The organism is Mesorhizobium sp. BR115XR7A (assembly GCF_020165315.1).
GTDB lineage: Bacteria > Pseudomonadota > Alphaproteobacteria > Rhizobiales > Rhizobiaceae > Mesorhizobium > Mesorhizobium australicum.
In genome coordinates this window covers 1-18,230 of record NZ_JAIUHW010000018.1, presented here as the reverse complement: position 1 = coordinate 18,230, position 18,230 = coordinate 1, and the positions used below count along the sequence as shown (strand labels likewise).

17 protein-coding genes are annotated in these 18,230 nt (G+C 63.3%); 6 read left to right on the top strand and 11 right to left on the bottom strand.

Annotated elements, in window-relative coordinates; all coding sequences use genetic code 11:
* Window positions 1–5: 5 nt before the first annotated feature.
* Window positions 6–437, bottom strand: a complete 432-nt coding sequence (locus LB557_RS28590) for a TerB family tellurite resistance protein (protein WP_015317458.1) — start codon at window positions 435–437, stop codon at window positions 6–8.
* 114 nt (window positions 438–551) lie between these two features.
* Between LB557_RS28590 and LB557_RS28585 the strand changes: the two genes are divergently transcribed.
* Window positions 552–1,337: a TSUP family transporter gene (locus tag LB557_RS28585; RefSeq protein ID WP_140724190.1), complete on the top strand. Its 786-nt coding sequence runs from the start codon at window positions 552–554 to the stop codon at window positions 1,335–1,337.
* A 51-nt stretch (window positions 1,338–1,388) separates the two neighbouring features.
* The gene (locus LB557_RS28580; protein WP_023769888.1) at window positions 1,389–1,559 is read left to right on the top strand and encodes a hypothetical protein; all 171 of its coding nucleotides are present in this window, start codon (window positions 1,389–1,391) and stop codon (window positions 1,557–1,559) included.
* 167 nt (window positions 1,560–1,726) lie between these two features.
* Here LB557_RS28580 and LB557_RS28575 read toward each other — a convergent pair whose 3' ends face one another.
* Window positions 1,727–3,202 (bottom strand): cobyric acid synthase, encoded by a 1,476-nt coding sequence (locus tag LB557_RS28575; RefSeq protein ID WP_140723862.1) that lies wholly within the window; start codon window positions 3,200–3,202, stop codon window positions 1,727–1,729.
* Complete coding sequence (locus LB557_RS28570; RefSeq protein ID WP_224643628.1) at window positions 3,202–3,816, bottom strand: dimethylsulfonioproprionate lyase family protein; 615 nt, start codon at window positions 3,814–3,816, stop codon at window positions 3,202–3,204. Before LB557_RS28570 ends, LB557_RS28575 begins: the two co-directional genes overlap by 1 nt.
* Before the next feature lie 144 nt (window positions 3,817–3,960).
* Between LB557_RS28570 and LB557_RS28565 the strand changes: the two genes are divergently transcribed.
* From LB557_RS28565 to mmsB, 3 genes are read left to right on the top strand one after another with little or no spacing between them, the layout of a single operon-like run.
* On the top strand, window positions 3,961–5,127 hold the full coding sequence (locus LB557_RS28565; RefSeq protein ID WP_224643629.1) for an isobutyryl-CoA dehydrogenase: 1,167 nt from the start codon (window positions 3,961–3,963) through the stop codon (window positions 5,125–5,127).
* 20 nt (window positions 5,128–5,147) lie between these two features.
* Complete coding sequence (locus LB557_RS28560) at window positions 5,148–5,516, top strand: four helix bundle protein (protein ID WP_224643630.1); 369 nt, start codon at window positions 5,148–5,150, stop codon at window positions 5,514–5,516.
* A gap of 53 nt (window positions 5,517–5,569) precedes the next feature.
* Entirely contained in the window at window positions 5,570–6,454 is an 885-nt protein-coding gene (mmsB, locus tag LB557_RS28555; RefSeq protein WP_224643631.1) for a 3-hydroxyisobutyrate dehydrogenase, read from the top strand.
* A gap of 282 nt (window positions 6,455–6,736) precedes the next feature.
* Here mmsB and LB557_RS28550 read toward each other — a convergent pair whose 3' ends face one another.
* The 8 genes from LB557_RS28550 to LB557_RS28515 all read right to left on the bottom strand — a co-directional run bounded on the left by LB557_RS28550 (window position 6,737) and on the right by LB557_RS28515 (window position 16,259).
* On the bottom strand, window positions 6,737–7,381 hold the full coding sequence (locus LB557_RS28550; protein WP_224643632.1) for a cytochrome c oxidase assembly factor Coa1 family protein: 645 nt from the start codon (window positions 7,379–7,381) through the stop codon (window positions 6,737–6,739).
* Between the two features lie 81 nt (window positions 7,382–7,462).
* A complete protein-coding gene (locus tag LB557_RS28545; protein ID WP_224523117.1) occupies window positions 7,463–7,828 on the bottom strand; it encodes a hypothetical protein in 366 nt (121 codons plus the stop codon).
* 134 nt (window positions 7,829–7,962) lie between these two features.
* Complete coding sequence (locus tag LB557_RS28540; RefSeq protein ID WP_224643633.1) at window positions 7,963–9,342, bottom strand: aspartate aminotransferase family protein; 1,380 nt, start codon at window positions 9,340–9,342, stop codon at window positions 7,963–7,965.
* Between the two features lie 244 nt (window positions 9,343–9,586).
* Window positions 9,587–11,656, bottom strand: a complete 2,070-nt coding sequence (locus LB557_RS28535) for a prolyl oligopeptidase family serine peptidase (RefSeq protein WP_224643634.1) — start codon at window positions 11,654–11,656, stop codon at window positions 9,587–9,589.
* 98 nt (window positions 11,657–11,754) lie between these two features.
* Entirely contained in the window at window positions 11,755–12,915 is a 1,161-nt protein-coding gene (locus LB557_RS28530) for an MFS transporter (RefSeq protein WP_140615956.1), read from the bottom strand.
* A 96-nt stretch (window positions 12,916–13,011) separates the two neighbouring features.
* Window positions 13,012–14,187 (bottom strand): MFS transporter, encoded by a 1,176-nt coding sequence (locus LB557_RS28525; protein WP_224643635.1) that lies wholly within the window; start codon window positions 14,185–14,187, stop codon window positions 13,012–13,014.
* 164 nt (window positions 14,188–14,351) lie between these two features.
* On the bottom strand, window positions 14,352–14,996 hold the full coding sequence (locus LB557_RS28520; protein WP_224643641.1) for a phospholipase D-like domain-containing protein: 645 nt from the start codon (window positions 14,994–14,996) through the stop codon (window positions 14,352–14,354).
* 15 nt (window positions 14,997–15,011) lie between these two features.
* Complete coding sequence (locus tag LB557_RS28515; RefSeq protein WP_224643636.1) at window positions 15,012–16,259, bottom strand: phospholipase D-like domain-containing protein; 1,248 nt, start codon at window positions 16,257–16,259, stop codon at window positions 15,012–15,014.
* Window positions 16,260–16,519: 260 nt separating this feature from the next.
* On the opposite strand from LB557_RS28515, the gene LB557_RS28510 reads away from it, so the two are divergent.
* Complete coding sequence (locus tag LB557_RS28510) at window positions 16,520–18,097, top strand: trimethylamine methyltransferase family protein (protein WP_224643637.1); 1,578 nt, start codon at window positions 16,520–16,522, stop codon at window positions 18,095–18,097.
* The last annotated feature ends 133 nt before the right edge of the window (window positions 18,098–18,230 follow it).

The following is an 18,230-nucleotide window of genomic DNA, read 5'->3' as shown; positions in this document are numbered from 1 at the left end:
GCCCGCTACTCTTCCGGCTTCACCACATCGACCGGGCTGATGTCGAGCAAATCGAGCGTGCGGCGCAACAGGCGCACCTCGGTCTCGGCCAGTTGCGAATCCGCCTTGGCGATTTCCGCCATGTGCTGCGCCAATTGCTTGCGCCGCCCGACGTCGAGGTCGCGAAACAGCGCGATCGCCTGCGAGCCGTTGGTCTCGTAGCCGAATTCGTTGAGATATTCGATCACGGCGTCGATGCTGGTTTCCGGAATGCCGAAAGCATCCTTGCAGATGCGCCGGAAGGCGATCATCTCGCTCTCGCTCACCGTGCCATCGGCCAGGATCATCCGGAACAGCATCAGCAGTTCCGCCGACAGGACGGGATCGTCCGCGACCTTGCGCACGCCCGGGTCGCCGTCGAAGATCGAGCGTATCTGGTCCAGCAATGCGAATGCCATGAACGGCCCCTTTCCGATTCCTCGTCAACAGAATTAGCGCGGAATCGGCCTTGCGCAAACGGGGTGGCCGTGGTCGAACGCGCGCTGCAGCCGACGGACATCTCGACATATCAGATGATCGACCTCACCGCCCAGACCATCGCCATGCTCGCTTTCGCCGCCTTTGCCGCGGGCTTTGTCGATTCGATTGCCGGCGGCGGCGGGCTGATCACCATTCCGGCGCTGCTGCTCGCCGGTTTTTCGCCGGTCGAGGCGCTTGGAACCAACAAGCTGCAAGGCATGTTCGGCTCCGGGTCGGCGACGATCCACTACGCCTCGAAAGGCCATGTCGACCTGCGCCGGCAGTTGCCATCGGCGCTGCTTGCCCTCGCTGGCGGCGCCATCGGCGCACTGCTGGCCACGGTCGTGCCCGGCGACCTGTTACGCGCGGCCCTGCCGCTGGTGCTGATTGCCATTGCGCTCTACTTCGCGCTCAAGCCCAACATGAACGATGTCGACCGGGCCGAGCGCCTGTCGCCCTTCCTGTTCGGCGTGACCGTGGTGCCGGCCATCGGCTTCTATGATGGCGTATTCGGGCCGGGCGCCGGTTCCTTCTACATGCTGGCCTTCGTGACGCTCGCCGGCTACGGCGTGCTCAAGGCAACGGCGCACACCAAACTGCTCAATTTCGCCTCCAACATCGGCGGCTTCATCATCTTTGCCGCTGTCGGCGTCATCTCATGGAAGATTGGCCTGATGATGGGCGTCGCCCAATTCCTCGGCGCCCGCGTCGGCGCGAGCTTGGCCATGCGTATCGGCGCCAAGCTGATCAAGCCGCTGCTGGTCATTGTCTGCGTGGCTCTGGCGGTGAAGCTGCTGGCCGATCCGGCCAACCCGTTGCGTGTCATGATTGGTCTGTGATCACGCGCCTGTTACAGTGCTGATGTTCGAATCATGTTGGAGGAGCCAGACATGAATCTCAGCGCGCCTACCCAGATTGTTTTCATCATCTCCGTTGTCATCGCCATCATCGGCATTCTTGCCGCGCTTGGCGTCCTCGCGTTCATTCCGATCGCATCGGTGTGGATTGTTCTTATCGCCTACATCGTGCTGGCCGCCGGCTGCCTGATGCGCGGCGCCTGACAAGTTTCCCTCGACAAGCGGGGACTGAGAGTGCCCGGCCAAGCCGGGCGTTTTTGATTCTAATGCGGGCTCTGTTAGATTCGCTTGGCGGAAGGATGGGCAATGCCAATCGAGATGTCTGGTCGTTCGGCACGTACTGGCCGAAGGCCAGCGAGAAGGCCCGACCTTCAACGCGCCAGCGAAAAAATCGCGTCGCAGTCGAGATGGGTCTCCAGCTCGGCCGCGACTTCGTCCAGCGCCCGCTCGACTTCGGCACGATAGTCGAGGCCACCGCCCTTGATGCCTAGGCTTTCGAGAAATTTCCCGCGAAAGCCGTCGGCGCCGAACAGGCCATGCATGTAAGTGCCGATCACCTTGCCGTCCGCCGAGATCGCGCCATCCTCGGCGCCATTGATGATCGCCGACGGGCGCCTGGTGTCCGGACCCGTGGTGCGGCCGAGGTGGATCTCGTAGCCTTCGAGCGGCAGGCCGAACGGCACTGACCGGGCGCTGACATTTCGCACCGTCTTTTCCGGCTCCATCACCGTCTCGACATCGAGCAGGCCGAGCCCCTCGGCTTCCATGACGGAGCCTTCGATGCCGTCGGGATCGCGTACCATGCGGCCGAGCATCTGGAACCCGCCGCAGATGCCGACGACATGGCCGCCGCGCTTGCGGTGCGCCGCAAGATCCCGATCCCAACCATTCTCGCGAAACTTCAGGAGATCGCCGATCGTCGACTTGGAGCCGGGAATGACCACCAGCCCGGCATCGGCCGGCAGCTTCTTTCCCGGCGGCACGAATACCACCTCGACCTGCGGTTCGGCCTTGAGCGGGTCGAGATCGTCGAAATTCGCGATGCGGCCAAGCATCGGCACCGCGACTTTGAGCGCGCGCGCCTCGCCGGATGCCAGCCGCTCCAGCACCACGGAATCCTCCGACGGCAGCCGCGCCGCCGCCTTCAGCCACGGCACGACGCCGAAACAGCGCCATCCGGTGAACTTCTCGATCGCCTCGATGCCGTCATCGAACAGCGAAACATCGCCCCGGAACTTGTTGATGAGATAGCCGACGATTATGCGCCGATCCTCTTCCGGCAGGATCAGATGCGTGCCCGCGACCGAGGCGATGACGCCGCCGCGATCGATGTCGCCGACCAGCACCACCGGCACATCGGCGCGCGTGGCAAAGCCCATATTGGCGATATCGCGGCTGCGGAGGTTGATTTCGGCCGGCGAGCCGGCGCCCTCCACGATGACCAGGTCGGCGCCCTCGCAGACCTGGCCCCAGGACTCCAGCACCGCATCCATCAGCCGGCCCTTCAGCGCCTGGTAGTCGCGCGCCCTTGCTTCGCCGAACACTTTGCCCTGGACGATGACCTGCGCGCCGACATCGGTCTGCGGCTTGAGCAGCACCGGGTTCATATGCACCGATGGCGGCACGCCGCAGGCGATCGCCTGCAGCCATTGCGCGCGGCCGATCTCGCCGCCGCCATGGTTGTTGTCGCCGGGGATATCGGCGACGGCGGCGTTGTTCGACATGTTCTGCGGCTTGAACGGCCGCACCTGCAAGCCACGCTTTTTCGCGGCGCGGCACAGGCCTGCGACCAGCACCGTCTTGCCGACATCCGACCCTGTGCCTTGCAGCATGATCGCCCTGGCCATCAGCCCCTGCCCTGCGTCGCGGTGCCGGTGATCGTGGATTTTTGCGCCAACGGCCCGCCGCGCCATATGTAGAGCGCCAGCAGCGGGTCCTTGCCAGTCCGCATGGCGTGGTTGATATTGGAGGCATGGTGGACGACCTCGCCGGCCTCCCGCCTGCGAAAACAGCTTTCGCCCATGCGCCATTCCGTACCGCCGGTCAGCGGAATATAGATTTCCTCGGCGACATGATGATGGTCGGGATAGACGATCCCGGGTCCGAGAATCAGCAACCCGGCGGCGACCTCTTCGTTGACGAAGTGCCCGCGCGTGCCGAAGATTTCCAGCCAGCCGTAATTGTCGGTGAAGGCTCTGCCGAAATCAGCCTCGGTGTAGGTCTGCCCCCAATGCAGTTCGTTGCGCTGCTCGGCCAGCAATCGCACCAGCGGCCCCGCATCCGGCGGCGCCAGTTCGGCCGCGCGATCGAGATGGCGCAGACAACCAAGCCGGTGCGGCTCCAAATTTCGGGCTGGCATATCCCAGCCGATACGCGCCACCGCCTCGCGCACCAGAGCGTCATCGACGGAAGCGAGATAGGCGTGGAACTTTTCCAGCAGCTTATCGAATTTTGTCGTCACATCTTGCTCCGGGCATGCATTGGTGCACAGCCGCTCCGCGATAGGTCGGGTTGCGCGGCGGCATCATTGGTCTAGATTGATGCGCGCGCAAAGCCAAAAACGACAGGCCAGCGGGCTAGCTGGCCAGCCTACAGGGAGCACGCCATGGACGCCGCGGTCGATGCGAGCACCAGCCAGTTCGAACTCAATGAGGAACAGCGTGCCATCCAGGAGATGGCGCGGGCCTTCGCCGCCGATCGCTTGGCGCCCAATGCGCTCGACTGGGACCGCAGGCGACATTTCCCCGCCGATGTGATCCGCGAGACGGGGCCGCTCGGCCTCGGCGGCATCTATGTCAGGGACGATGTCGGCGGTTCCGCGCTCGGCCGGCTCGACGCCGTACTGATCTTCGAGGCGCTGTCGCACGCCGACCCGGCCTTTTCCTCCTTCATCTCGATCCACAACATGGTGGCCTCGATGATCGACCGGTTCGGCAATGATGAGCAGCGCCAGCGCTTCCTGCCGAAGCTCACCTCCATGGAATGGCTGGCGAGCTATTGCCTGACCGAGCCTGGCTCGGGTTCGGATGCGGCGGCGCTGAAGACGCGCGCGGTGAAAAGCGGCGGCGATTACATCCTCAACGGCGCCAAGCAGTTCATCTCCGGCGCCGGCGACAGCGATGTCTATGCCGTCATGGTGCGCACCGGCGCCGACGGCCCGAAAGGCATCTCCACCATCGTCGTGCCCAAGGATGCGCCCGGCCTCTCCTTCGGCGCCAATGAGCACAAGATGGGCTGGCACATGCAATCGACCCGCCAGGTCATCTTCGAGGACTGCAAGGTGCCGGCGGAGAACCTCTTGTCGGGCGAAGGCGCCGGCTTCGGCATCGCCATGGCCGGGCTCGACGGCGGCCGGCTGAACATCGCCGCCTGTTCGCTGGGCGGCGCCCAGTCGGCGCTCGACAAGGCGCTGTCCTATACCGCCGAGCGCAAGGCATTCGGCTCGAAGATCAACCAGTTCCAGGCGCTGCAGTTCAGGCTGGCCGACATGGAGACAGAGTTGCAGGCGGCGCGCATCTTTCTCTATGCGGCGGCCTCCAAACTCGACCGCAAGGCGCCGGACGCCGGCAAATGGTCGGCAATGGCCAAGCGCTTCGTCACCGACACCGGCTTCAACGTCGCCAACGACGCGCTGCAACTGCTGGGCGGCTACGGCTACCTGCATGATTACGGCATCGAGAAGCTGGTGCGCGATCTCAGGGTGCACCAGATCCTCGAAGGCACCAACGAAATCATGCGCGTCATCATCGCGCGCGCCCTGATAGGACGGTAAAGGCAGTAGGCAGTAGGCAGATGACCGGCACGATCAATTCGTACAAGGATCTTATCGTATGGCAGCAGGCGATGGATCTGGCCGTCGCGACATACGCCTCGACCAAAGCATGGCCTAAAGAGGAATTGTATGGCCTTACCAGCCAAATCCGCCGCTCTGCAACCTCTATTCCCGCAAACATTGCAGAAGGTTATGGCCGGGACAATCGAGGCTCATATCAGCAATTTCTCAGGATCGCCCAAGGCTCGCTGAAGGAGTTGGAGACCCATCTCCAGATCGCTGAGCGCATCGGTCTTGCCACGCATGATCAAGCTGACCGCATGCTGTTAGCAACCGAGGGCATCGGAAAAATGCTCCGCCAACTCATCAGCAAACTTGCGCCGGAATAGATTGCCTACTGCCTACTGCCTACTGCCTACTTACCCAATCACGGAGCGCCACTATGACCACCATCGCCTTCATCGGCCTCGGCAATATGGGCAATCCGATGGCTGCAAACCTGGTCAAGGCTGGGCATGCCGTGCACGGTTTCGACCTGATGCCGGAAAACCTCGCGGTCGCGCGCGAACATGGCGTCGTCGTTATGGCCAATGCGCTCGCGGCGGTGAAGGATGCCGACGTGGTCATCACCATGCTGCCGGCCGGCAAGCATGTTTTGTCGGTCTATGGGGACATCGCTCCCAAGGCCAGGAACGGCGCGCTGTTCATCGATTCCTCGACGATCGACGTCGAATCGGCGCGCAAGGCGCATTCGATCGCAGCAAAGCACGGCCTGCTGTCCATCGACGCGCCGGTTTCGGGCGGCACCGGTGGTGCCACGGCCGGAACATTGACCTTCATGGCTGGGGGAGCCGACGATGCCTTCTCGGCGGCCGAGCCGATCCTGAAGCCGATGGCCGGCCGCATCGTCCATTGCGGCGGTGACGGCGCCGGACAGGCGGCGAAGATCTGCAACAACATGATCCTCGGCATTTCGATGATCGGCGTCGCCGAGGCGTTCGTGCTGGCGGAAAAACTCGGCCTGTCGCATCAGGCGCTGTTCGACGTCGCCTCGACCTCGTCGGGCCAGTGCTGGTCGCTGACCACCTATTGCCCGGTGCCTGGCCCGGTTCCCACTTCGCCCGCCAACAGGGATTACAAGCCCGGATTTGCGGCGGCTCTTATGCTGAAAGACCTGAAATTGTCGCAGGAAGCAGCGCTTGGCACGGGCGCGGTGACACCGCTTGGCGCAGAAGCGGCGCAGCTCTACGCCCTTTTCAACGCCCAAGGCCATGGCGGCGCCGATTTCTCCGGCATAATAAATTTTCTGCGCGGCAACTCGGCGTAAGCAGCGGATTTGGTTTAGTTTTTTTCGGGTTCTTCCGGACCAAGGCCGCAAATTTAGATTTGCTTAAGCTCTCGATAACTCCGCGGTAACGATGTCCCTATAAAACAGATTGCGAGGCGGACATATCGCATCCGCCCGGCGCTCCGGATCAGGTCTCGCGTACCGGAGCCCGTAAGTTTCGCAAGTGTCTTCGTAGCGAAACGCCATGCGTATCTGGCAAAGCCGCGTTCCCGATGGGGCGCGGTTTTTGCATTTCCGGCCCCTTTATTACCGACGATCCGTCTATATTCCGATCGCCGCACCGGGGATCGGCACATGGTCTTCATTGGTCAGCACGATCGGTGCATCGACGCCGTCCACACGGACCACGAGCAGGCGCGTGCTCCATGTGCCGGCATTGCGAACCAGGTGGGAATATACGGTGCCCTTGCCCTTGGCGCCGTGGACGGGAATGCTGAGCTGGGCGTCGCCCGCGCCATTCGCATTGACGTTGAGATGACCGCCGACCCAGAAATTGTCGGCCAAATCGTCGCCGATGGCGCCCTTGACCCGACCATCGGCGCGGACGGCGTCCATGGTCATGCGGTAGGCGTCGCTGCCTTTGAGCACAAAAGGGATGCTGCCGACCATCGTCGCACAACCGCCGATACTGACCACCCATACGGCAAGGCCGGCAATCGCCCAATTGCGCTGCGTCTTGCGGAACTGCTCGGCGTCGCGCCAGGCCCGGTTCTGCCAAGCCCAGCGGCTGCCGCGCGCGCCAAGCACGAAGATCATGATGAGGTTGACGACCGGGATCAGCGCCAGCAGCGCGATGAAGGTGCTGTTGCCGATGCCCCAAATCCAGTTGAGGAAGAAGGCGCCCCAGTTCCAGCGATCGAGTTCGGCTGGAATTTCAGCCGGTTGGTTGAGCGGTTGTCCGGCCATGTTGTTCCCCATCGGCGTGTATGCCGATTGGTTCTAGCGCAAGACTTCGACGATGCGCAAAAAAGTTCCGGGGCTTCCGCCTCAACCCTTTGTGGAAAGGCGGCGAAAATTTGCCCTCACCGCGCGGCCGGCCGGCTTCAGCGCTGCGCTGATCGACCGTTCGGCCGCGACGCCGTTGAACAGCGACGGCATTCGACCCGAGAGAACCTCCGGCCAGAAACGTGACGCCGATTGCAGGAAAGACATTTGCGCCGCAAGCGCGCCCTCGGCCATGGCGACGGTCTTCTCGCTGACAGCCATTGCCGTCTCCGCGCTCCAGGGCTCGCCGCTTCGCGCCTCCATGGCCATCAGCGGCAGCCGCATCATCACCACCAGCGGCGCCAGCATCAGGTCCGCGCCAAGGCTGGCCGCCTCTTGCACGCGTCGGCTTTTGCCGGTCTTTCTCATGTGGGCAATCCCCTGTCGCGGCCGGATCGGCCGCCCCTTACATTACGCGCCGAAGGCGAAATTCGTTCCCGCTCATAGCGCATATTTCCGGGATTGGGCGTTTCTTCGCAAAAACGCCCAATCGAGGTTTGCTCCTATCGCTTGCGCAGGTCCGCCTGTGCCAGGTCGAGCGCCTTGCCGATGCGCTCGCAAGCCATGTCGATCGCATCGCGGGTCCAGATCAGCGGCGGCGACAGGATCATCGTGTCGCCGGTGGCGCGCAGCATCATGCCGTTGGCGATCGCGTGGTCGCGCACCGTCACCGCGGCACTCCCCGACGGCAGGAAGCGCTCCTTCGTCGCCTTGTCCTTGACGATCTCGATCGCGCCCATCAGGCCGATCGAGCGCACCTCGCCGACCAGATCATGCCCGGCAATACGCTCCTGCAACGCGCTAGCGAAATAAGGTCCGGTGTCGTTCCTGACACGGTCGACCAGCCCTTCCCTCTCGATGATCTCCAGGTTCTTCAAGGCCACGGCGCAAGCCACTGGATGCCCCGAATAGGTGTAGCCATGGTTGAACTCGCCGCCCTTCTCGACCAGCGTTGAGGCAATGCGGTCGCCAACCAGCAGCGCCGAAAGAGGCTGATAGCCCGAGGTCAGCGCCTTGGCCGTGGTGATGGTGTCCGCTTCGATGCCGAAGGTCTGCGCCGCGAACCACTCACCTGTGCGGCCATAGCCGGTAATGACCTCGTCCAGCATCAAAAGCACATCGTATTTGCGGCAGATGCGCTGCACTTCGGGCCAGTAGCTCGCCGGCGGTATCTTGACGCCGCCCGCGCCCATCACCGGCTCGCCGATGAAGGCCGCGACCTTGTCGGCACCGGCCTCGAGGATGGCATCCTCGACGGACTTTGCCGCGCGCAGGCCGAAATCGTGGTCGCTTTCGCCCGGCAGAGCCAGCTCGTAGGCATAGGGCATCATCACATGGACGATGTTGGGCACCGCACCGTTGAGCTGCTTGTGCATGGCATCCATGCCGCCGAGCGAAGTGCCGGCAATGGTCGAGCCGTGATAGGCCATCTTGCGCGAAATGACGCGGTTCTTCTCCGGCTTACCCTCAAGCACCCAGTAATGGCGCACCAGGCGCAAGGCGGTGTCGTTGGCCTCCGATCCGGACGAGCCGTAAAACACCTGATTCACGTTGCGTGGTGCGATCTCGGCCAGCTTCTTCGACAACAGCACCGGCGTCGGCGTCGAGCATTTGAAGAAGGAATTGTAGTAAGGCAGTTCCTTCATCTGTGCATAGGCGGCCTCGGCCAGCTCGTCGCGGCCATAGCCGATATTGACGCACCACAGGCCGGCCATGCCGTCCAGCAGTTCCGTCCCTTCGGAATCGTAGATGAACGGGCCATTGGCGCGGGTGATGACGCGGGCGCCTGCCTCACGCAGCTCCTTATGGTCGGTGAAGGGATGCAGGTGATGCGCGGCGTCGATCTGCTGAAGCTGCTTCAGCGAATAATTCTGATAGGTCATTGATCTGGTCTTTCCTCTGAAATCATTCCGGCGGCGCCGGGGCGAATTCGTCAGAGGACGGCAGGCGGCGAATAGCCGATGCGGGCGCACAGCCGCAAAAGCTCGGCGCGCAGCGTGCGTGACGACGGTGTCACCGCGACCCGGAATGCGCGAGCTGATAGTGTAGCGAGAGCCATGAAGGTACCTTAGAGCAAAGGGCGGTCGAGGTGAACCACCCTTTGCTCAGGGGGGCCATGGAATGAGGTCAGGCTTTTCCGCTCAGTGCGCGCTGCAGGAAGACATACTTCATCGCCGTCTGCGCCGCCTGCGGCCGGCGGTCGCCGCGCCCGCCATGTCCGCCTTCGGTCTCCTCGAAGAACAGCGTCTTGCCGTGTCCTGCCTCCTGCAGGCGGGCCGCCATCTTGCGCGCATGGCCGGGATGGACCCGGTCGTCGGCGGTCGAGGTCGTCAAGAGCACCGGCGGATAGGCGGCATCGGCCTTGACATGTTGATAGGGTGAATAGGCGGAAAGCCACTTGGCGTCTTCCGGCTTTGACGGATCGCCATATTCGGCCATCCACGAAGCGCCCGGCGGCAATTCGGTGTAGCGCAGCATGTCGAGCAGCGGCACCTCGATGATGACGGCGCCGAAAAGCTCGGGATGCTGCGTCAGGGAAGCGCCGGTCAGCAGGCCGCCATTGGAGCCGCCCTGGATGCCGAGCGATTGAGCCGTTGCTATGCCGCGTTCGACGACGTCCTGCGCCACTGCCGCGAAATCATCAAACCCGTTCTGGCGCTTGCCTTTCAGCGCCGCCTGGTGCCAGGCCGGTCCGAACTCGCCGCCGCCGCGAATGCAGGCCTGCACATAGGCATTGCCTTTCTCCAGCCACAGCCTGCCGCGCACGCCGGCATAGCCGGGCAACAGCGGCACTTCGAAACCGCCATAGCCGTAGAGTAATGTCGGTACCGGACCATTCTGGTCGCGCCGCCTGACGACGAAATAAGGGATCATCGTGCCGTCCTTCGAGCGCGCCTCGAACTGCTCCGAGATCAGCGGCGAGGCATCGAAGCGGGCCGGCTGCGATTTCACGGTCGCCAGCGTCTCGCCATTGTCATCGGACCAGATGATCGAGCTTGGCGTCAGGAAATCGGTGAAGGAAAAGGAGACGGTGGAGCCGAAATGCTCGGCATGGCTGATGCCGACAGTGCCGTTTTCAGGCAGCACGACGGGTTTCAGCGACCAGGCGCCGCGCTCGCGCTCGCAGACGAGAACCTTGCCGCGCACATTGTCCATCAAGCTGATGAACAGGCGGTCCTGCGTTCTGGCGAGCCCGGCAATGGAAACCCGGTGCGCCGGCGCCAACAAGGTTTCGATGGCGCCAAAATCGCCGTTTTCGATCCAATGCGCGAAGTCGAAGGAGTAAAGCCCGTCCGGCTGGCATGCGGTGCCGTCCGGCGCCGTCCATGGCGTGCGCACCCCGAACACCAGTTGATCCCTAAAGAGCGAGGTGTCGGTGACGTCGTCGGGCAGCGGGATACGGCGGTTCTCGCCCGAAGGCAGCCGCAGGAAACTGTGCGATGCGAAGAAGTTGAGTGTCCGCGCCAGAAACAGGTGACGCTTCTCGCCGTCGAACTCGACACCGGCGCCAACGGCAAGATCCTCGATCTCTCCCTCGAAGATCGGGGTCGCCTCTTCCAGCCTGGTGCCCCGCTTCCAGAGCTTGACCACACGCGGATAGCCGGACTCTGTCTTGTCGGCCTCTTCGAAAGCGGCCGAGACGATGACCGTATCCTCGTCCAGCCAGCCGAAGCCCGATTTCGACGCCGGTGCCTGAAAACCGCCTTCCACGAAGGACTTGGCCGCGATGTCGAACTCGCGCATCGCGCTGGCGTCACCGCCATCGGGCGACATCGAGACCAGGCAGCGGTTGAAATCGGGGTAGAGCCTGACGGCGCCGCCGAACACCCATTTTATCCCCTCCTCCGCAGCCAGCTGGTCGAAGTCGATGATTGTCTCCCAGTCGGGCTTGTCGGTCTTGTAGGAAGCGACCGTCGTGCGCCGCCACAGGCCGAGCGCATTGGTCTTGTCCTGCCAGAAATTGTAGACATGACCGGCAATTGCCGCGCCAACCGCGATATTGTCCTCGGCCGTCATCAGGTCGAGCGCCGTCTGGAACGACGCCTGGTAGGATGGGTCGCCCTGCAATTCCGCTACAGTGACCTCGTTCTGGCGATGCACCCAGTCGAGCGACTGTTTGCTGGTCCTGTCTTCCAGCCAGAGGAAGGGATCGCCGGTCTTCTGAAAGGGCTGGGCTTTGGTCGTCGAAGAGGTCATGCAGGTCTCCGGGATTTTGGACGGCTTCGCCTACATTGCGTTGGCGGCGCTGACATTCAAGGTGCGATACGGTGTTTTGCGGCCCTCGCGGCGTTGCTTCACCGCACCCGCCGACGGATAATCGTCGCCAACGCAAGCACGGCGCAGATCGCGCCGAGCGTCAGCGGCAAGCCACCCGCGCCGATCCCATCCATAACGCCACCGGTAAGCGGCGGAACCAGGATGCCGCCGACACCCCACATCAGGGAGAATGCCGCATTGCCGGCAACCAGCGCCGAACCGGTGAAGCGCTCGCCAAGTTCGATGATGGACATCGTGTAGATGCCGTAGGACACCGCGCCCCAGACGAAGACGCAAGGCCAGATCAGCGGCGTTTCGATCAGCATCGGCAAAAGCACGCAGCCAAACAGCGTCAGCAGGACGCAGATGAAGCGCACAAGACGGGCCGTCAGCCGCTCGGCCAGCAGGCCAAGCGGAACCTGCATGGCGATGTTGCCGGCGATCATGACCGATAGCAGCGCCGACATGCGAGCCTCCGCGATGCCATAATGCGTGCCGTAGACGGGCAGCAGCGCCAGCACCGCCTGCTCGAAGCCCGCGGCTACGACCACCGCCGACAGAAGCAGCCAGGCGAGCGGCATGAAACCCATCACCGAAACCTGATGCCCGGCCTCGTCTACTCTGGGCAGCCGTGGCAGAACCGACGCCAGGCAGATGCCGCAGAGCACGAAGGCGCCAATGCCGACAAGGAACGGCGGCCAGCCTTCTGTGCCAACGGCGAGCAGACAAAGCGGACCGGTCGCGAAGCCGGCGGAAATGATCGTCGAATAGAGGCCCATGATGCGGCCGCGCCGGGCCGGCGGCGCCAGCGCGATTACCCAGATTTCGCTGAGCACATAGAGCGGGTTGGTCACGACGCCGATCAGCAAGCGCAGCGGAAACCAGAGATAGACGTTCTGCGTCCAGCCGATCAGCGCCAGCACGACAGCCGAAAGCGCCGCGCAAGTCAGAGCCGTGCGCCCTGCTCCGAACCGCCTCGCCAGCGCTGGAATAATTGGCGACGAGACGATGAACCCGATCGGCGTCATCGCCGCCGACAGGCCGATCATCGCGGGCGAGACACCCTGGCGCTGCAGGATGAAGCTCAGCAGCGGATAGGACAGGCCCTGCGCGATGGCGAAAACGGACACGGTCGCGATCACACCGGTGATCGCTGCCCATTGCATCGTCTCGTCGCTTCTCGTATCCACCAGATCCATGATCCATAACGCTGTCGCGGTTGCAGACTTAGCGGTTCGGCCCGGCGGCGGTAAGCCCCGCGGCCCGGACGGATGCCCGGCTCCAGCCAGACCCTGTCAGGAGCCTCCGCGGTTGGCCGATCTATAAAGCGCGAACGCGACCAGCAAAGCGTCGAGGCCAATGATCACGGTTGGCAAACCCACCGGCCCGATCGCCTGGATCAGCAGGCCCGCGCCCGGCGGACCAACGATACCGCCGACACCCCATAGCAAGGCGAACGCCGCATTGCCGGTGACCAGCAGCGAACCCCTGAAGCGGCTGCCGAGTTCGACCAGCGCCATCGTATAGACACCGTAGCCCACCGCGCCCATCACCAGAAGCACGCCCCAGATCAGCGGTGTGGTGATCAGCAGCGGGAGCAGAACAGCGCAAACGGTCGTCGCCACCGCGCAGGCCAGGATCATCGGCCGGCCACCGAAGCGTTCGGCGAGCAGGCCGAGCGGGATCTGCAGAAGGATGTTGCCCAGCGACAGCGACATCACCAGCGCGGCGAGCACCGCCTCCGGCAAGCCATAGCCCGCCCCAAACACGGGAACCAGCGCATAGGTGCTTTGCTGGACGGCGGCCGAGACCAGCACCGCCAGCAGCAGCGCCGGCGCCAGCCGGGCAAAACCGACAAAGCTGCCGGCAGGCTGGCCGTCATCCTCGAAACCGGCGAGCTTCGAGGAGACAAGGCGCAAAATGACGGCACAGAGCAGGAAACCGACGATGCCGACGCTGAAGGGAGCCCAGCCCTCGATACCGACCAGAGTGAGCGTAAAGGGGCCTGCGGCATAGCCGGCGCCCATCAGTGTGTTGAACACGCCCATCACTCGCCCGCGCCGCGACGGCGGCGCCAGCGACAGCGCCCAGACTTCGCCCAGCACATAGAGCGGGTTGATGACGATGCCGATGATGAATCGGATGACGTACCAGGCAACCCAGTCTTGCAGACAGAAGATGGCCAGGAAGCACATCGCCCCGGTCAGCGAGCAGCCAACGGCCAGGTTTCGCGCCCCGAACAGCCGCACGGCAGCCGGCACGAAAGAGGCCGAAAGAATCAGGCCAACCGGCATCATCGCCGCCGACAAGCCGATCAGGGCGGGCGACATGCCTTGCTTCTGCATCAGGATCGTGAAGAGCGGCGAGCTCAACCCTTGCGCCGCTCCGAACATGGCTAGTGCGGCGGTGACGCCCGCGAGCGCCGCCCATTGCGTTCCCGCTTCGCCTTCGCTCGAGCCGGTCGCGACCATGCCGTCATCCATGTCAGTGCGGCCATCGGCCAGCAAGCACGACTAGCTACTGGTTCGACCAGAGGAAAGAAAGAGCCGGACCGGAGATCCCCTTGCACCAAGGAAATCGACCGGGCGGCCGACGCCAATCGGTCCCGAATGAACTTGGATGCAGAACGCGACGGCTACGGGAAGTAGCGGGCGATTGCGCCTTTCTTGCCGTCCGCATAGGGCTTCAGCCACTTGTCGTCGATGGCAATCCCGTCAGCGTCGGAAGGCCCCTTGCCGATCGTCCTGCGCCAGGCCCGGAACTTATAGTGGTCGAAGACGTCGAGCATGTGCACGGCATAGGCCGCGGCAAAGGTCTTGTCGCCTTCCACGATGACCAAATTCTCGTCGTTTTCGTAGGACGCCTTGTAACCGAGGTTATGGCTGCCGGTAATGACGGTGGCGTTGTCCTCCATCGGATCGATGATAACAATCTTGTCGTGCACGATCGCGTGGCCGACGGTGAGCACTTCGGCCTGGAAATCCGTCGCGATGGTGGCCCCGGTCAGGTTCGCCGCCCGTACAATGGAGACATTCGGGGCCTCCCAGACCTTCTCCGGATAGACAAAGGGCGACTTGCCGTCCTTGTTCGACTTGTGGGTGACCGGATCCTTGGTGGGAGCGACATAGTTGGGCATGGCCGTTTCGTCGCTGATCGCGCCCTGCACGATGAGGTTCGGATCGGCTTTCGCCGCCGCAACCGCCTGGTCCACGATCGAATTTTCGCCGAGCAGCGAAGGGTTGAACACCAGGAACAGCACGGCCCGCTTCGCCGCTTTGATGCGGGCAAAGACGTCCTAGAGGTCGACCGGACGCACCGAAATGTCCTTCTTGTTGCGGTTCGGGTCGTTGGGCGAAAACCACACCGTCATGCCGTCCAACACCACCGAGGCGCCGTTGAGCGGGTTTGGGATGTGGTTCTCCTTGCGGAACGGCACGCCCTGCGTCTGCACGACGTGGCCGGCAGCACTTTCCGAAGCCGGTGGCGGAAACACATCGGCTTTCATGCGTTCCCAATAGGCGTCGAACACCTCCGCCATCGCCGGATCGTCGCGAACAAAAGCGTTGTTGGACTGGCCGCATATGCCAGTCGACGTCCAGTTGGTACTGCCGGTCATGACCGCTTGCGGATTGCCCTGGGTGTCGCGGTAGACGACGAACTTGTTGTGGCCGATATGGTTGTTGTTGAACAGGCGGTCCGTCACCACGACGCCTGCATCGTGCAAACGCTTCCTGTAGGGTGCGTTGCCGGCATCCCAGGCCTTGGTCTGGTCATCCCTGCCGGAATTGGAGAGGATGACTTCGACTACATCCCTGGCTGCGATGATGGCGTCGCACAATTCGTCGTCGCCGAGCTCATAGAGCGCAAGCCTGACCGTGCCGCCTTCGGCCTTGGCCCGTTTCAACAGGCTGGTCAGCACGTCAGGCACGTCGCCATGCAGATAGGCGCGGATCTTGCTGGTCGGGTCTTGCAGCACCGCCCTGATCTTGTCGCGCTGGCCGACCTTGATGCCGGCTTCCGCCAGCGCATGCGACATCCATTGCGTCGAAAGCACGCCGTTGGTGAAGGCAACGCGTGCCTTGCCGAACATTTGGCCCAGGAAGATTGGCGGACTGACCGCGCCCTGCCCAAGATAGCCAAGGGGCTGCGCCGGTCCGGTATAGGCGGGTTTGCCGTCGACGACCTGATCGGGGCGCACCGGCACGGGATCGAGACCCGGCTTCATGTCGCCAACGGGACGCACGCGGTAGGCGATCATTTCGCCGTCCGGCCTGACGTCTATGCTGTCGCGGCGGCGCCTGACAGTCAGATCGCGCCAGAATGTCTTCTGCACCGGCCAGACACCGGTATCCTGAGGAATCCATCGGGGATTGCGCTGACCCTTGAAGGGCACCCAGGACGCAAGGCAACGCTCCTCGCCTGTATCGGGATAGAGGCGCACGATCTCGAAACCGAGGCAGCCTGGGATCATCCCGTGAAGATCCCAGGAAAGGAACGCGACTTCGTTGTTTGTCGCGGCACGCACTTTGACGACGTCAGGCATGGCGTCCCTCCAAAAGCAGTTCAACGCGCAAGTATGTCAGAAGTAAAAGACGGTACTGTAACGCCTCTTTAAATCTGCACCATCGGACGGCCTTACTCAGACGCCTGCCGGCGCGCCGACGTGGCCAGGGCGGATGTCGCGCCCACCTGGCTGCCGTTCCGGCATGTCGCTTCCCTCGCTCTAGTGGTCGCCGCCTCCGCAATGGCCGGAGGGGCGCCGGTCCATTATGCCGCCCGTTATCGCATCCTACGAGGACCATCATGACCGCCGCCCTACAACCCTCAGAACCGGCATTGGCGCCCGACCGTGCCCGCCGCGGCGGTCGCGCCGGCAAGCGCGCCGGTGGCTCGGCCGCGTTCGAGCAGCCGGCTTTCCGCCAACTGAAAAATCCGCTGACGCCGACCAAGCTGGTGTCCGAGGACGAGCTGGAATCGATCCACCTCGCCTCCTTGCGGGTGTTGCGCGAGATTGGCGTAGACGTCCTGCACGACGAAGCCCGCAGCATCATGAAGGCTCATGGCGCCGACGTACGCGAGGGCTCGGAGCGCGTGCGCTTCGACAGCGACATGATCCTGGAGCTGGTGTCGAACTGCCCGTCCGAATTCACCATCCATGCCCGCAACCCCGAGCACAATGTGCGCTTTGGCGGTGACAATCTGATCATCTCGATGATGGCCTCGGCGCCCAATTGCTCCGACATCGATCGTGGCCGCCGGCCCGGCAACCAGCAGGATTATCGCAATTTCCTGCGGCTGGCGCAGATGCACAACATCCTGAATTGCACGGGCGGCTATCCGGTCGAGCCGACTGACATCCACCCGTCGGTGCGCCATCTCGAATGCATCCGCGACCTCGCCACGCTGACCGACAAGGTGTTCCACATCTATTCGCTCGGCAAGGAGCGCAATGTCGACGGCATCGAGATCACCCGCATCGCGCGCGGCATCAGCCATGAGCAATTGCTCGTGGAACCGTCCGTCTTCACCATCATCAACACCAATTCGCCGCTCAAGCTCGACGTGCCGATGATGGAAGGCATCATCCAGATGTCGAGCAAGGGCCAGGTCGTCATCGTCACGCCCTTCACCCTCTCGGGCGCCATGGCGCCCGTCACCATCGCCGGCGCGCTGGTGCAGCAGAATGCCGAGGCGCTGTCCGGCATTGCCTTCGCCCAGATGGTCAGGAAGGGCGCGCCGGTCGGCTATGGCGGCTTCACCTCTAACGTCGACATGAAGTCCGGTTCGCCGGCCTTCGGCACGCCCGAATACATGAAGGCACAGCTCGTCGGGGGCCAGCTCGCCCGCCGCTACAACATCCCCTACCGCACCTCCAACACCTGCGCCGCCAACACCGTCGATGCGCAGGCAGCCTATGAAAGCGTGTTCTCTCTGTGGGGCGCGGTGCAGGGCGGCGGCAACCTCATGATGCATGCGGCCGGCTGGCTGGAAGGCGGCCTGCGCTGCTCCTACGAGAAGACTATTCTGGATATCGACCTGTTGCAGATGGTGGCCGAATTCCTGACCCCGCTTGACCTTTCCGATGAAGCGCTCGGCTTCGACGCCATCCAGTCGGTCGGCCCCGGCGGCCACTTCTTCGGCACCCAGCACACGCAGGACCGCTACAAGACCGCGTTTTATTCGCCCATCCTTTCGGACTGGCGCAATTTCGAGACCTGGGCGGAAGCCGGCTCGCCAACGGCAATGGAAAAGGCCAACAAGGTGTGGAAGGAGCGGCTGGCGTCCTATGACGAGCCCTACATGGATCCCGCCATCCGCGAGGAGCTCAACGCCTTTGTTGCGAAGCGCACAGCTGAAGGCGGCGCGCCGACCGATTTTTGAGCGGCAGTGTTCGTTTTGATGAGCCGATCATTCGTATGGATTCGATGAATAGTCGACCCCCACTCCGTCGCTGCTTCGCAGCGCCACCTCTCCCCCCTCGAGAGGAAGGGAGCCAACTGGGCTAGGCTCGCGC